Origin of the sequence: Bacillus sp. UNCCL81 (genome assembly GCF_900112535.1) — a bacterium.
GTDB classification, from domain to species: Bacteria; Bacillota; Bacilli; order Bacillales; family Bacillaceae_G; genus Gottfriedia; species Gottfriedia luciferensis_B.
Genome location: NZ_FOMF01000005.1, coordinates 1 through 15,077, shown reverse-complemented (window position 1 = coordinate 15,077; position 15,077 = coordinate 1). Strand labels below are relative to the sequence as shown.

Genomic DNA, 15,077 nt, shown 5'->3' with positions numbered 1-15,077 from the left:
TTTAGTAAAAAAAAAAAAAACCTAAACTACAGAAGCATGAAAAATCATCATACACTCTTGTAATTTAGGTTTTGCCTGCATGACCAGTAACAATCCTGAATTTTGTTATTTAATTTTAATTAAATACAGCGATATGTAAACTGGCCTATCTTGACTTCCTTCGTCCGGATCAAAAGTGTCCCAAGAAAACAAAAAACCTAAACTGCACACCTCTTAAAAAACATAAGAGACGACAATTTAGGTTTTGCCTGCACGACCAGTAACAATCCTATAAAATCGGATGTATTTAATTGATAACTTGATATTATCACTGTAAATTAACATTGTCAACGCTTTCATCAAAAAATTAATTTCTATTAACAACGCGAGCAATATGAATTGTTAGATAAAGTTTTTCTTCTGTACTTAATTCATATTCATATTTTTTTAGAACAAAATCTTTGATTTTTTCTGTACATATTGAGGCATCTTTATATTTCTCTTTTATTGTATTGAACAGAAAATCTTCCTCATTATTTAAATATGTCTTACTAAAAATCCTTTGAGCAAAAAATTTAAGATGTGTGACAAATCGATAATAGTTTAAAGATTCCTCATCAAACTCAATTTTAAAATGATATTTTACAATAGTTAATATTTCTTGAATGAACTTTGTAATATTTACAATATTCGTCATTTCCTCATTCAATTCCGCGTTTACTACATGCAAAGCAATAAAACCTGCTTCATCCTCAGGTAAACGGATCCCTGTTTTTTGCTCAATAATATTTAAAGCATGTTTACCAACCGAAAATTCTTCCTTATACAGTCGTTTTACTTCCCAAAGTAACGGGTTCTTGATTTCGAGTCCATTTTTCTGTCTATATAAGGCAAAATGAATATGATCTGTCAGAGACACATAAATACTTTCACTTAATTTTTTTCCCAATGTCTCTTTTGCAAAGCGGATAATTTCATCTGACAGTTCCATATATTGTAAAGGAATTTCTTCAAGCAGCTTCTTAAAATGCTCCGATAAATCCTTGTTATCCAACTTGAAAACCTTTTCAATCAGTTGCTCATCAACAGGATCACCTGGTTTTTTCTTAAAGGCTAGCCCTCTCCCCATAACAACCATTTCTTTATTTTGCTCATTCAAAACGCTTACTACATTGTTATTAATCACTTTATGGATGATCATCTATTTCACCTCTCTTGCGAAGGATTATTTGCGATACCATTTATTCTTTCTATACTAAAGCTTCTTTTTTTACAGGTCAATTTTACTACATCTATAGGTAAAAAAAACCTAAATAACCAATGTCTAACATTAAGACATTAATCATCTAGGTTTTGCCTGCATTGCAGTAACAATCCTTTTACTTATAAGATACAGATAATTATAAAAAATATCATATTTATTAACAAGATATTTTTATTTTTTGATTCTGTAAGAGTATAGGATTGCTATACATACATAAAGACCAGTGTACTTTTTACTATTTTGCTCTGCTAGTTTATTCCATTCAGTTGGATGAACGACTGAGTACTCTCTGGTGTCTGCTAAAAAATCTATATCAGCAATTTAAATTATAAAATATAATGAATTTTCAGATAAAAAAAGAGATGCTAATTCTCATACGAATTACATCTCCAAACAATTACGATTCAATTAAAAGTTAGATCTTTTTATCAATTAAAATATGTCATTCACGCTTCATTCTCCAAATCACACTCATTAAGCTGAACAATTTTTGTTCTTTTTATTAGTTTATATCCAATCCATAAAATAAGGAATAATGGCAGCCCTATATATGAAACAAGTACACCGTTCCAGTCAATTGCTTTGCCCATAAATGCTGAATAGTTTTGTCCAAGAATAACGACCCCACATAGTACAAAAGCAAATATTGGTCCGAACGGGAACCATTTCGCTTTATACGGTAGGTCATTTAAATCCTTTCCTTGTGCTACGTATGCTTTACGGAATCGGTAATGACAAATTGCTATTCCAAGCCAAGCAATAAAACCAGACATACCTGAAGCATTAAGTAACCAAACGTAAACAACTCCGTCGCCAAATAGAGAAGCTAAAAATGCTAATGTACCGACTGCCGCTGTAATGATTAATGCATTAACAGGTACACCCCTTTTATTTAACCTACCTAATGCTTTTGGAGCTTTCCCTTGGCGAGCCATATCCCACAGCATTCGAGCTGAAGCATACATTCCAGAGTTTCCAGCTGATAAAACTGCCGTTAAGATTACTGCATTCATTACAGACGCTGCAAATGCAATGCCAGCTTTATCAAAAACTAGCGTAAATGGACTAACAGCTACATCTCCACTTGCTAGATTATGATTTGTATATGGTATTAACAGACCTATTACAAATATGGATAATACGTAAAATAATAAAATACGCCAAAAGATTTGGCGAGCCGCACGAGGAATATTTCGCTCTGGTTCCTCACTCTCCCCAGCAGCTACCCCTAATAACTCAGTACCTTGGAAAGAAAATCCAGCTGCCATAAAAATGCCAAGTGTCGCCATGAATCCTCCATGAAACGGAGCATCACCAACTGTAAAGTTTTTAAACCCTACTGCATCTCCACCAATAATTCCAAAAATCATTAAAAATCCCGAAATTAAAAAAATGATTACTGTAACAACTTTTATAATAGAAAACCAGTATTCAGATTCCCCAAACCCTTTAACAGACAGATAGTTTAACAGAAAGATAATAGCTAAAAATAATGAACTCCATAAGAGTGAGGATGTATGTGGCAACCAGAATTTCATAACCATTGTAACTGCGGCTAATTCAGCTGCTATCGTAATTGCCCAGTTATACCAGTAATTCCAGCCAAGTGCAAAACCAAGTGCAGGGTCAACGAATTTTGTTGCGTATGTACTAAAAGATCCTGCAACTGGCATATATGTAGCCATCTCAGCAAGGCTTGTCATTAAAAAGTACACCATTATTCCAATAGCTATGTAAGCTGCTAGAACACCACCTGGCCCTGCATTATGGATTGCTCCTCCACTTGCCAAAAATAGACCTGTTCCAATTGTTCCTCCTAGTGAAATCATTGTAATATGGCGAGGTTTTAATCCACGCTTCAACTCTTGAGGCATGGAAGGAATATGACTCTCAGAATCAATGACTGTTATTGTGTTTACCGTATTTTTCATTAAAATACTCCTTTTCAGTCGTTTTTTGGATTCGATAATTTTCTGCTTTTTTTAAACGTCCTTTGGCGGGTTTAGGAAAAGTTTGAACATTAGAGAAAATGAGAAGCGAATGGTCGCTTCTCATTTCTTATTTGGAAAAGTCGAAATAATTCCTCTTTAATAATCTTTGTTGCTCGATCAACCCATTATATGAAGTCGATTTACCAAGCAGCTTCGTGTCAATTAAATATAATTGCTCCTCAATTGCACTAACAGTATCATCTGTTTGATATGTTATTTTACAATCTAAGCAAATGATACATGGTGTTTCTTTAATCTCAATTGCCTTCGTACCATCAGGAAGTTCCCAGTAGACTGTATTTGTTGATTCAACTATGTTAGCTGATTCGCACCACTGACATTTCATCATTCAGTGTCTCCTTGTGCACTTCCTACTAGCTTTTCACTAACTTGGATTTTTGTAAGCTGTGCTTGGAATTTCTTTTCTTTTAATTCGTCGCGTTTATCGCGCTTATCTTTTAAAGAAGCATGCTCTGGATTTGTTGCATATGTTTTACGAACTTCCATACGTTGTAAACCTTCTGGTACAAGATTGAATTTTGTTTCATTCATTAATCCAGCGATTCCTGCATTGGAACGTTTTTCATCCATATTAGGATAAATTTCTTTAAAGTATGCTTCTGCTCTTCCTGGTACGTAATTTTGTGGTTCCGGATAAGTAGTAATTACACCTTCAAAATTACGAAGTACAACTTTATCAGCACTTTGCGAAATTAAGTAATTTGGTTGAAGAGAAATTTTTCCTCCACCACCCGGTGCGTCTACTACAAATGTTGGTACTGCATATCCAGAAGTATGGCCGCGTAATCCTTCCATAATTTCTAAACCTTTTGAAACAGGCGCACGGAAGTGACCAATTCCTTCTGATAAATCACATTGATAAATATAATATGGACGAACACGAATTTTAACTAAATCATGCATTAGCTTTTTCATAATTGGTACACTGTCGTTAATTCCAGCTAAGATTACGGCTTGGTTCCCTAATGGTACACCAGCATTTGCAAGCATTTCGCAAGCTCGTTTCGATTCCTCTGTAATTTCAATTGAAGTATTAAAGTGAGTATTTAACCAAACCGGATGATATTTTTTTAAGATATTACAAAGATTTTCAGTAATACGTTGCGGGAATACTACAGGTGCCCTTGTACCAATACGGATAATTTCCACATGTGGAATATCACGTAAATTTTTTAAAATATACTCTAAAATATTATCGTTAATTAAAAGACCGTCTCCACCTGAAATAAGTACATCTCGTACTTGAGGATTTTTGCTAATGTAATTAATAGCAGCATCAAGCTGTTTCTTTGGCACTCCCATTCCAATTTGTCCTGAGAAACGACGTCTAGTACAGTAACGACAGTACATTGAGCATTGATTTGTTACTAAGAATAGTACACGATCTGGATAACGATGTGTTAAACCTGGTACAGGAGAATCTTCATCCTCATGAAGTGGGTCCTCTAAATCATACTTAGTTTTATGAATCTCCGCAGAGATTGGTACTGATTGCATACGAACTGGACAACGTGGGTCATCCGGATTCATTAACGATGCATAATATGGGGTAATGTTTAGTGGAATTGTTTTTGTCGCAATTCGTACCCCATCTTCTTCGTCTGGCGTGAGATTAATTACTTGCTTTAACTCATCCAATGATTTGATGGTGTTTGTAAGTTGCCAAACCCAATCATTCCATTGTTCATCTGTTACATCTTTCCATAATTCAACTTCTTTCCAATGTCTTTTTGGAGCATAGACTGCATTTACCATACTTACATCCCCTTTCAAACTGTTTGTTTTAATATATAGCAAGAGCCGTGCCAAAAATTTACAATTATTTAATAAAAACGCCACAAATATAGAAAATTCAAACTATTTAGCCTGTTTTTTTATTTTTTAAAGCTAAAATTTTAAGTTGGTATCTTCCTAAGAGGAATTAAAAATAACAAAACCGCCTAAAATTAGGCGGCTTGGCTATTGAATGAAGTGCTAAAACTAAATTTTTTAGAAGATTAAATTGTTGTTTATACTAAGATATTTAACTTTTGAATCTTATATTGAAGAGTTTGCCTAGGTATTTCAAGTAGTGCTGAAGCTTGTTGAATATTAGAATTCGTTTGTAGTAAAGCTTGTTTAATGAGTGAAATTTCCATTTCCTGCATTGCCGAACGTAAAGGCTGAACTCCTTTTGTTTCAGTACTTTTCTTAATTTGTTGTAGTTGAATCGGTAGATGTTTGACTGTAAGAGTATGCCCTTCTACCATAATCATAGCATGCTCAATCGTATGCTTTAGTTCCCGAACATTACCAGGCCAATTATACTGATGGAATAACTCAAATACAGTATGTTCTACATTTCGGATATTCTTTGAAAAACGTTCATTGAATTGCTCAACAAAATGAGACGTGAGCAGCTCGATATCATAATTCCTTTCTCTTAACGGAGGTATGAACAAAGAAAACACATTCAAACGATAATACAAATCCGGTCGCATAATACCGTTTTGAACGCAATCTAAAGGTGATTCATTAATTGCAGCGATTACTCTTACATTAACTTTACGAGTCTTTTGATCACCTATTCGGCGAACAACTCCATCCTCTAGTACTCTTAGTAGCTTGGCTTGAAGCTCTAATGGCATCGAATTTAGTTCATCTAAAAACAAGCTTCCACCATCGGCAAGTTCAAATAAACCTGCTCGATCAATCGCTCCCGTATAACTACCTTTTGTCGTACCAAATAGTATACTTTCCAGTAATGATTCTGGTAAAGCAGCACAGTTTTGAGCAATAAAAGGGCTTTCACTTCTATTTGAACTATGGTGAATTGACTGGACAAAAAGTTCTTTTCCAGTTCCAGTTTCACCAACTACCAGTACTGCAGAGTCTGCATTTGCTACCTTTTCAACTTGATTTTTTACGGCCATTAAAGCAGGGTCATTTGTTAATATATCTGTGATCGTATATGAGTGAACTTGTTTAGCTTTTCCTTTTTTTACTTGCGTTTTAATCCTCGCTTGTAAGTCTAATACCTTCTCACCAAGCGATTTAATTGTAGAATAATCCTTTGCAATTTCAACCGCACCGATCAATTGATCATCCAAAATGATCGGAATTGTCGTGTTAACAGTATCAATAAATTGGCCTTTAATATTTTCATAGCGTTGAGGCTGTTGAATAATCGCTTGTTTTGTTTCTAGTACTTTCAATAAGGTACTTGTTTCTTTCGTTAAAGAAGGGAAAGCTTCTAGTACATGCTTTCCCAGAACCTCCTCAACTGAAACACCGTCATGGTCAGCCGCAACTTGATTATAAAATATAGTCATTCCATTTTTGTCGACTGCGTGAATTGATTCATCGATACTATTTAATATGGCACTAATCATTTCATTAGTTGGAATTGTTGCGTTCATTTCATAACCATCCTTTCACTGCCGAAAACTTGGCGATTTGACGCTCAATTTTCGGCAGTTTGACATTAAAAGACTATTTTTGAAAGATCTTTCACCCATACGTTCATATCTTCTAATTTATCAAAGATATAGCAGTTGTTTGTCATTCTTCCAGTGTACTTATACCCTAATTGATGAAAGGCTGCATTCATTCCATATGATAATGCTCGCGCGATCGTATAAGAGCAATAAACTGATTGGCTTACTAAATCCTGTTCCAACTTCTTCATTAGCTCCTTCATCAATCCATGCTTACGATGTTCTTCAAGTGTTGCACAATTTGTTAGCTCGGCATTTCTTTGACTGAAGTCCACTTCAGCAGATGCTGCGCTTACAATATTTCCATCTTTCTCATAAACCCAATAAATAGTCCCTTCATCCATCGTCTTTTCAACATAGGCGGATTCATTTAAAGGTGTAGGATATACCTTAAAAACTTGACCATATAATTTAGCAAGTTTAGTTGAGTCATTTTTTTCAGCTCTTCGTAAAACATAATCGTTCGGAATTACCTTTTCTTTTGATCGATCACTCTTTAAAACAGCATCTAAAATGTCATCTCCAGCGTCCCAATAAAGACTATTTCTTCTATCCTGGCTAGCATATTTCGTAACGAAAAAGCCATCACTACCTTGAAAATAGCCTTTCAGTGCAGATTCAATCATATATCCTGATTGTAAGAAGGAATATAAATGTTCACTTCTTGCTTTAATAATTAGCTTAGTAAATTTGTTTTCTTTTGCTAATTTTTCTATTCTCTCAATTAGTAGTGATACATTCCCTAAGTAAAAATCAACTCGAATTCGCTCATTAAAATAATCTAAAGCACCTTCGAAATAATAGTTTTCCTGTTGAACTTTAATTGTTTCATAATACTTTTTCGTTTTCATATGCTCCCTCACCTTCATGTTGTTGGCCCTCAACTCCACACCAGTCAATTAATGTACAGGCAATGATTTCTGCAGCTAAAAACATTTGATCTAAATCAATAAATTCATCTGGGTAGTGAGCTACTTTTGTCTCTCCTGGTCCAAAAACAATCATGGGAATATTTAAAATTTGTGTAAATAATCCTCCATCAGTTCCCCATGGTGCAGCTTCAACTACTGGGTTTTGTTTCATTGTTTCAAGATAGTTTCGTTGTAAAGTTTGCACTAACTCACTATCAGCTTCAACAGTACCAGGAACCCATCTTGCTCCAAACCACTCTACTTCTACAGGATTTTCTACGAACCAATCATCAAGATTTTTAATATTATCTATCCAATTCTCAAATTCTATTTTCGCATCTTCTAATCTTTCATTTGGCGCTACTCCGAATCTTCCTTCTAAAGTCACTAAATCAGATACAGAAGATGGCCATGTTCCACCGTGAATTGTTCCAATATTAATTGGAATTGGAATCGGTACTCCATCATATAACGGATCAGCTATTCGTTCATTTCGTAATTGCTCAAGTTTTTGGATTTGTTGAATAATAAGTACACTTTTTTCAATAGCGCTTACACCTTCGTAACGAGTACCTCCATGTGCTACCTTACCTTTTACTTTGAGACGGAACCACATTGATCCTTGCTGCTTAATGAAAAATTTCATATTTGTTGGTTCAGGTATAATAACACCATCAGCTGAGTATCCTCGCAATATAGTAGCAAGTGTACCAGCACCACCACTCTCTTCCTCGATTACACTTTGAAAATAAACATTTCCTTTTAGTGTAATACCACTTCGTTTTATTGCTTCTATTGCTAAAATTAGCGCAACATTTCCGCCCTTCATATCAGTTGCTCCACGCCCATAAAGCTTGTTATCTACAACTGTTGCACTGTAAGGAGCGTATGTCCATTGCTGAATATTTCCTTCTGGAACAACATCTATATGTCCATTTAGGATCATAGACTTTCCTCCGCTCGTTCCTTTAAGCGTAGCGACAATATTAGGACTACCAGTAAAACTGTCTCTTGTTGAAATAAAATAAGGATGCTCTTTCATTTCTTTTAGATCTGGTTCCCATACGTCTAAATCCAAATCAATTTCTCTTAGTTTTTCAAGGACAATTGCTTGTGCCTTACTCTCATTACCAGACACACTATTTTCCATTACTAGCTGTTTAAGAAGATCAACTGTTTTATCTTTATGATTGCTTATATAATCTTGAATAACTTTTTTGTAATGTCTCATCCTCTTCACCCTTTTCTATATAAACATTTTTAAATCCGTACTAATTTCTAGTTTCGCACCAGTCTTTTCAATTACATCCTCTACAGTATATGGACTCATTAGTTCTTTAAGCACTAAAGTATCATCGACTACTTCAATGACAGCCATTTCCGTTATGATTAAATCAACACAAGACTTAGAAGTTAATGGCAAACTACATTCTTTCACAATTTTTGGATTCCCAGCTTTGTCGGTATGATTCATAACGACTATTACTCTCTTAGCCTTTTGAGCTAAATCCATTGCACCACCTATTCCTGGTACACGCTTTCCAGGTACAATCCAGTTTGCTAAATCTCCTTTTTCACTAACTTGTAATGCCCCTAGAACCGTTAAATCTAGTAAACCTCTTCGTATAATGCCAAAAGCAGTAGCACTATCAAAATAGCTAGAACCTTTTAAAACAGTGATTGGGAAACCACCTGCATTACATAAATTTTCATCCTCTTTCCCTTTTTCGGGACTCGGTCCAATTCCCATAACACCATTTTCCGCATGGAACATAACATGTACATCTTCTGGTAAGTAATCGGGAACAATGGATGGAATTCCAATTCCTAAATTTACGATCATTCCGTTTTTTATTTCCTTAGCAGCTCGCATCGCAATTTTTTGACGAAAGTCTATTCCCATGCCCATTTCCAGTTCACTCCTTCTGATGAAATTATGTAATCAACAAACACACCTGGAGTTACGATTTCCTCAGGATTCAACGAGCCAAGTGGAACGATTTCTTCCGCTTCTACAATCGTAATATCTCCTGCCATAGCCATATGAGGATTCATATTCCTTGCACTCTTGTCAAAAACCAAGTTTCCAAATGGATCAGCTTTCTTTGCAAAAATAATACTAACTTCTGCTTTAAGAGCTTCTTCAACTAGAAATTGTTTACCTTTTACAAACACTTTCTCTTTACCGTCTTCTGCCATACTATCAAGACCTACATCTACTAAAACTCCTCCAAGTCCCATTCCTCCAGCACGGATACGCTCTGCTAAAGTACCCTGCGGAGAAAATTCTACTTTGAGCTTTCCTTCCGTCATTAATTTTCCGGCAAACGGATTCGATCCTATATGAGATGTCACAATTGATTTGATTCTTTCATTCCTTACCATCCTTCCGATACCAATATCCGGAAATCCAGTATCATTGCTAATTAAGTGAAGATCCTTAACTCCACTATCAAATAATGCTTGAAGTAAAGTTGGTGGTGAACCGACTCCTCCAAATCCTCCAACCATAAGTGTCATGTCATCATGAAAAAATTGAAGAATTTGTTCTATAGTTGCTATTTTTTTATAAGTATTTTCAACTAAATTCATACTGTTTCCCCCTTAGCTGTAAAAGTTAGATGGGATTGTTCCATTTCTAATTCTTTTAAACTATCTGTAAGAATTTGAAGCAATTCATCCATTTCTCCATATGTAATCGTTAAAGGTGGCGCAATCATGAAAGCTGAATCTTCTTTTCCGTTTTTTCCAGCAACAGAAGGGTATAACAGTAAACCCTTACTCATTACTTTTTGAATAAAGGAACTTGATTTAATACCTTGAATAAATTCAATGCCGATTAACAAACCTTTTCCTCTAACATCTCCAATGAATGGAAATTTCTCTTTTAATCCTTGGAGCTTATTCAACAGATAATTACCTTTTTCTTCTGCGGCTTGTACTAAATTATGTTTCTCAACATACTCAATTACGGCTAATGAAACAGCAGCTGATAGTGGGTTAGCACTAAAAGTATGTCCACTCATAACAAGTTTTGAACCTTGCATAATTGGTTCGATAACTCGATCGCTAGCAATCATTGCAGCCATTGGTGTATAGCCAGATGTTAATCCTTTTCCAAGCGTAACGATATCAGGCTGAACACCCCAATGCTCCATTGCAAACATTTTCCCAGTACGTCCAAGACCAGTCATAACCTCGTCTGCAATTAGTAAAATATCGTACTTTTCACAAATAGCTTTAATTCTTTGGTAATAACCTTTAGATGGTACAATCGCACCGCCTGCAGCACCGATAATTGGTTCAGCAATAAATGCAGCAATATGTTCAGGGCCAATTCGATCAATGGCTGTTTCTAATTCAGATGCACACGCTAAATCACAAGATGGATGTTCTAAGTTGAAAGGACATCGATAGCAATATGGTGGTGAAACTGAAGGGTAATCCTCCAGAATTGGTACAAATCTTTGACGTCTTAAAGGGTGACCAGACATAGATAAAGCTCCAATTGTTATGCCATGGTAACTCATCCAACGTGAGAGGATTTTATTCTTCCCCTTCATTCCCTTTTCTTGGTAATGCTGTATCGCTAGTTTCATAGCAGTTTCTGTTGCTTCAGTACCACTATTAACAAAGAACGTCCAATTTAAATCACCTTGAGTGATATCACTCAGCTTCTTTGCTAGCTTCTCAGCAGGTTCACTCGTAAACTGTGAACGATAAACAAAAGAAACTTGTTTTGCTTGTTCAGTCATAACATCAATGATTTCTTCAACCCCATGACCAATTCCCACAGTAATTGCTCCGGATGAACCATCAATGTACCTATTACCATCTTGATCATATAGGTACACACCCTTTCCATGAGAAATCATAGGATAATGCTGGCCAAGTAATGGTTTAATTAAATAATCTCTTTCCACTTTTTATCCCCATCCTTCCTGATGTAAAACGCAAAAAGCCACACTACTAAATATTGGAAATTTAAATAGAGGGTATTTTTTAGTATTCTTGCTTTCTGAGATACTTCCTTTTTATTTTTTTCACTTAATCTCTGTAACTAAAAATTAATTAGCTGTTTTTACTTCTTAACTAAAGATTTGTACAGATAGTTGCCCGCCCCAATTGATGGCCATATACATATCTATATAAAAGAAAACTCGTCGACTGATGATCCTTTTTGGTTAAGTCAGAGGCGTAGTTGCACTTATACTTAACTCCTAAAATTGGCAACCACGTCGAGTAAGATTCCCTGCTGCCAATTTATAATTTTTAACGAGAAAAAATATGTATCACAATCAGTTGGCGGTGAAGATCAAAAATGGATTTATCGGAGAAAGTTAGAGCTGAGATAGATAGTCTAATAGATAAAATTAAATTGGATCAGAGTGATGATGGATCATGGAGATATTGCTTCGAGAGCGGTCCTATGACAGATGCCTATATGATTATTATTTTAAGAACGATTGAATGCCATGATGAAGAACTAATTAAGAAGCTGGTAAATCGTTTATTAATAAAGCAAGACGACAGTGGGGCGTGGAAACTTTTTGATGATGACTCAGGAAATTTATCGGTAACTGTAGAAGCTTACACTGCATTGCTTTTCTCGGGTTATATAGAAACTACTGATGAAAAAATGAAGAAAGCAGAAACGTTCATTCGTCAAAATGGGGGATTAGAGAGTGTACACGTCTCCACTAAATTTATGCTTGCCTTACATGAATTGTATCCATGGCCTAGATTTTTTCCAGTCCCTCTCCTTTTGATAAATTTGCCAAAGTTTTTTCCTTTGTCCTTCTTTAAATTTAGTTCTTATGTTCGATTCCACTTTGCTCCACTTTTAATATTAGGACATAAAAAATTTACGATTAAAAATAAATGGACACCTACTATACAACATTTATTTACAAACAATAAATTTAAAGCGATGAACAAAAAGCGGAAATTCCCATATTTTAAAATACCTTTCACAAAAGCTTTATCCAAAATGGCTATTATGAAGGCCGAGCAATATATTCTTCAAAATATTGAAGGAGATGGAACATTATCTAGTTATGCCAGCGCTACTTTTATTGGAATTTATGCACTTCTTTCATTAGGTTATCAAGCTACTTCTCCCGTCATTCAAAATGCTATTTTAGGTATAAAATCTTTCCTATTTGAATTGGAAGATTCCCTTCATATCCAAAATTCCCCTTCGACAATATGGGATACAGCACTTACTAGTTATGCATTGCAGGAAGCAGGTGTGCCAATAACTGATAAAGTGATTGAGTCCGCTTCTAACTACTTAGTCTCCCTCCAACATACGGTAGTCGAGAAAGATCATAGGATTTGTTTAGGAGGATGGGGTTTTACGGAAAGTAATACTCAAAATCCGGATGTAGATGATACACAAGCAGTCTTAAGAGCAACAACTGATTTCTCTTTAATAGATGATGGTTATCGAAAGTCTTGGAACGCTGGGGTGAAATGGTTATTGGATATGCAAAATAAGGACGGCGGATGGGCCTCATTTGAAAAAAACAGTAGCAAGTACTTAAAACTCATCTTTCCTATCCAAAATTTTGTTGATACTGCTGTTGATCCATCTACAGCAGATTTGACCGGTCGAACAATCGAATTTCTAGGATCCAAATTAAAATTAAATAAAGTTCATCCAAGAATTGATGATGGAGTTAATTGGTTAATCCATCATCAACACGAAGATGGTTCATGGTACGGTCGTTGGGGGATTTCATATATTTATGGAACATGGGCCGCTATTACTGGTATGAAATCGGTCGGTATCCCCTCAAATCACCCTAGCATTCAAAAAGCTAATAACTGGTTACTCAATATAAAAAACGAAGATGGTGGCTGGGGTGAGTCTTGTAAAAGCGATATAGAAAGAAAGTATATCCCTCTTTCTTATTCGACAATTGTTCATACATCATGGGTTGTGGATACGCTCATTTCAATCAACGATTATCCTACTAGTGAAATTGACGATGGAATATCAAACATTTTAAACTGGTTAAATATCCATGATAAGCGATTGACCTATCCGACAGGTGGAGGATTACCAGGTCATTTTTATATAAATTACCATAGCTACCGTTATATTTGGCCCTTATTGACATTAAGTCATTATCTAAAAAAGTATAAGACAAGTGACTAATTTATGATTTCTAGTTAAACGCCTCGTCCCTATTTTCTTTAACGGCATATAATACATTGTTGAAAAAATATTTGTGTGCATGTCATTTTAGTTAATGGTTTAAACAATAAAGGAGTGGCTTTATGGGAAATCTTGACCCAAGCTTAATGAGAGAATTTTGTGGTAAAATTTGTGATCCTCGCAAGTTTCCACGCATTTATAGTATTCTTCGATCATACCGTAAAAATGATTTAAAAAGCCGAGAAGGTGCATGCCATATGATTGATAGACTATCGGATTGCTGTAGTGTATCAATCACTCCGGAACAACGCGAAAACGCAGCTCAATGGCTAATGAATTGTGACGTAAACCCACAAGATCCTGATCACCAAAGAGAAATGTGGAATATGATAAAAAGCAGTAGAAGACGTTCTTGGTTTTAATTAATTGCATACTGTAATTTTTAATATTTTTTATATAAAAGGCCTATAAGCTTCCTCTTTTGAATTAATAAGGGGAATTTTATAGGCCTCTTTGTGTGGATGATTTTATACAAAAATATGAATATACGATAGTTTCTTTATTCAACAAATGGCAATTTAGTTGAATAAGCGGTATTAGCTTTCTCAGTAATTGGACCATATTTTGGAATAAAGCTATTGCTCAATTAAGGGAATTTTGAAATCTAAATTTTAAATTATATTACCTCTTTCATTTTTAAATCTATTCAAAGTATAATTTTCCAAAAGGAGTAGAGACTTTTGAAAAAGGAACAAGCTAGCATACGTGAAAGGAAAAGTTAAAATGAAAAAATATAAGAATTGTCAAAGCTGCGGAATGCCATTAGCAAAAGATGAGCTTGGCAGTGGGACAGAAAGAAATGGAACGAAAAGTGAAAAATATTGTAGTCATTGCTACATGAACGGTGAATTCACTTTACCTAATCTTACCGTTGATGAAATGAAAGCTAGAGTGAAACAAAAAATCGTGGAATTTGGTATGCCTAAGTTTATCGCAACGCTTTTTACTAGAAATATTCATAAGCTTGAACGATGGGATAGAGTAAAATAGTAAATAATTGGGTGACTAATATTTCGTTTCTTAAATGAGTTTGTTAAAAATTGTTATTCAACTAAAGCAATGCGTTAGTTGTACAAGATAAACAAAAATCCATCCATAAAGGAAGGATTTTTTGAGTTTTTCACGCTGTTGAAAAACAACCTTGTCAATTAAATTACCAAATTTCCGTAAAAGGCGTAGAATGATGTTGATTTCCATTACAGGATGCTCGCT

Annotated in this window: 13 protein-coding genes; 3 read left to right on the top strand and 10 right to left on the bottom strand. The window is 35.0% G+C overall.

Annotated features, from left to right (window positions below; genetic code table 11):
- Positions 1–346: 346 nt before the first annotated feature.
- The 10 genes from licT to BM319_RS12115 form a co-directional block, all read right to left on the bottom strand.
- Positions 347–1,180, bottom strand: coding sequence for a BglG family transcription antiterminator LicT (licT, locus tag BM319_RS12160; protein WP_069032698.1), 834 nt, complete (start codon positions 1,178–1,180; stop codon positions 347–349).
- Between the two features lie 509 nt (positions 1,181–1,689).
- Positions 1,690–3,117, bottom strand: a complete 1,428-nt coding sequence (locus BM319_RS12155; protein WP_069032791.1) for an amino acid permease — start codon at positions 3,115–3,117, stop codon at positions 1,690–1,692.
- Positions 3,118–3,301: 184 nt separating this feature from the next.
- Entirely contained in the window at positions 3,302–3,580 is a 279-nt protein-coding gene (locus BM319_RS12150) for a YokU family protein (protein WP_069032790.1), read from the bottom strand.
- Positions 3,580–5,010, bottom strand: coding sequence for a lysine 2,3-aminomutase (gene kamA, locus BM319_RS12145; RefSeq protein WP_069032697.1), 1,431 nt, complete (start codon positions 5,008–5,010; stop codon positions 3,580–3,582). Before kamA ends, BM319_RS12150 begins: the two co-directional genes overlap by 1 nt.
- 254 nt (positions 5,011–5,264) lie before the next feature.
- Positions 5,265–6,653, bottom strand: coding sequence for a sigma-54 interaction domain-containing protein (locus BM319_RS12140; protein WP_069032696.1), 1,389 nt, complete (start codon positions 6,651–6,653; stop codon positions 5,265–5,267).
- 65 nt (positions 6,654–6,718) lie between these two features.
- Complete coding sequence (gene ablB, locus BM319_RS12135; protein WP_069032695.1) at positions 6,719–7,582, bottom strand: putative beta-lysine N-acetyltransferase; 864 nt, start codon at positions 7,580–7,582, stop codon at positions 6,719–6,721.
- Positions 7,560–8,873, bottom strand: a complete 1,314-nt coding sequence (locus BM319_RS12130) for a peptidase (RefSeq protein WP_091022870.1) — start codon at positions 8,871–8,873, stop codon at positions 7,560–7,562. Before BM319_RS12130 ends, ablB begins: the two co-directional genes overlap by 23 nt.
- Before the next feature lie 15 nt (positions 8,874–8,888).
- Positions 8,889–9,551 (bottom strand): 3-oxoacid CoA-transferase subunit B, encoded by a 663-nt coding sequence (locus tag BM319_RS12125; protein WP_069032693.1) that lies wholly within the window; start codon positions 9,549–9,551, stop codon positions 8,889–8,891.
- Positions 9,536–10,234: a CoA transferase subunit A gene (locus BM319_RS12120; protein ID WP_091022868.1), complete on the bottom strand. Its 699-nt coding sequence runs from the start codon at positions 10,232–10,234 to the stop codon at positions 9,536–9,538. Before BM319_RS12120 ends, BM319_RS12125 begins: the two co-directional genes overlap by 16 nt.
- A complete protein-coding gene (locus BM319_RS12115) occupies positions 10,231–11,565 on the bottom strand; it encodes an aspartate aminotransferase family protein (protein ID WP_139226531.1) in 1,335 nt (444 codons plus the stop codon). Before BM319_RS12115 ends, BM319_RS12120 begins: the two co-directional genes overlap by 4 nt.
- 398 nt (positions 11,566–11,963) lie before the next feature.
- Here BM319_RS12115 and BM319_RS12110 point away from each other — a divergent pair, with 398 nt between their 5' ends.
- The 3 genes from BM319_RS12110 to BM319_RS12100 all read left to right on the top strand — a co-directional run bounded on the left by BM319_RS12110 (position 11,964) and on the right by BM319_RS12100 (position 14,855).
- On the top strand, positions 11,964–13,805 hold the full coding sequence (locus tag BM319_RS12110) for a terpene cyclase/mutase family protein (RefSeq protein ID WP_091022866.1): 1,842 nt from the start codon (positions 11,964–11,966) through the stop codon (positions 13,803–13,805).
- A 122-nt stretch (positions 13,806–13,927) separates the two neighbouring features.
- Entirely contained in the window at positions 13,928–14,227 is a 300-nt protein-coding gene (locus BM319_RS12105; RefSeq protein WP_069032690.1) for a hypothetical protein, read from the top strand.
- A 361-nt stretch (positions 14,228–14,588) separates the two neighbouring features.
- A complete protein-coding gene (locus BM319_RS12100) occupies positions 14,589–14,855 on the top strand; it encodes a zinc ribbon domain-containing protein (protein WP_069032788.1) in 267 nt (88 codons plus the stop codon).
- Positions 14,856–15,077: the final 222 nt, after the last annotated feature.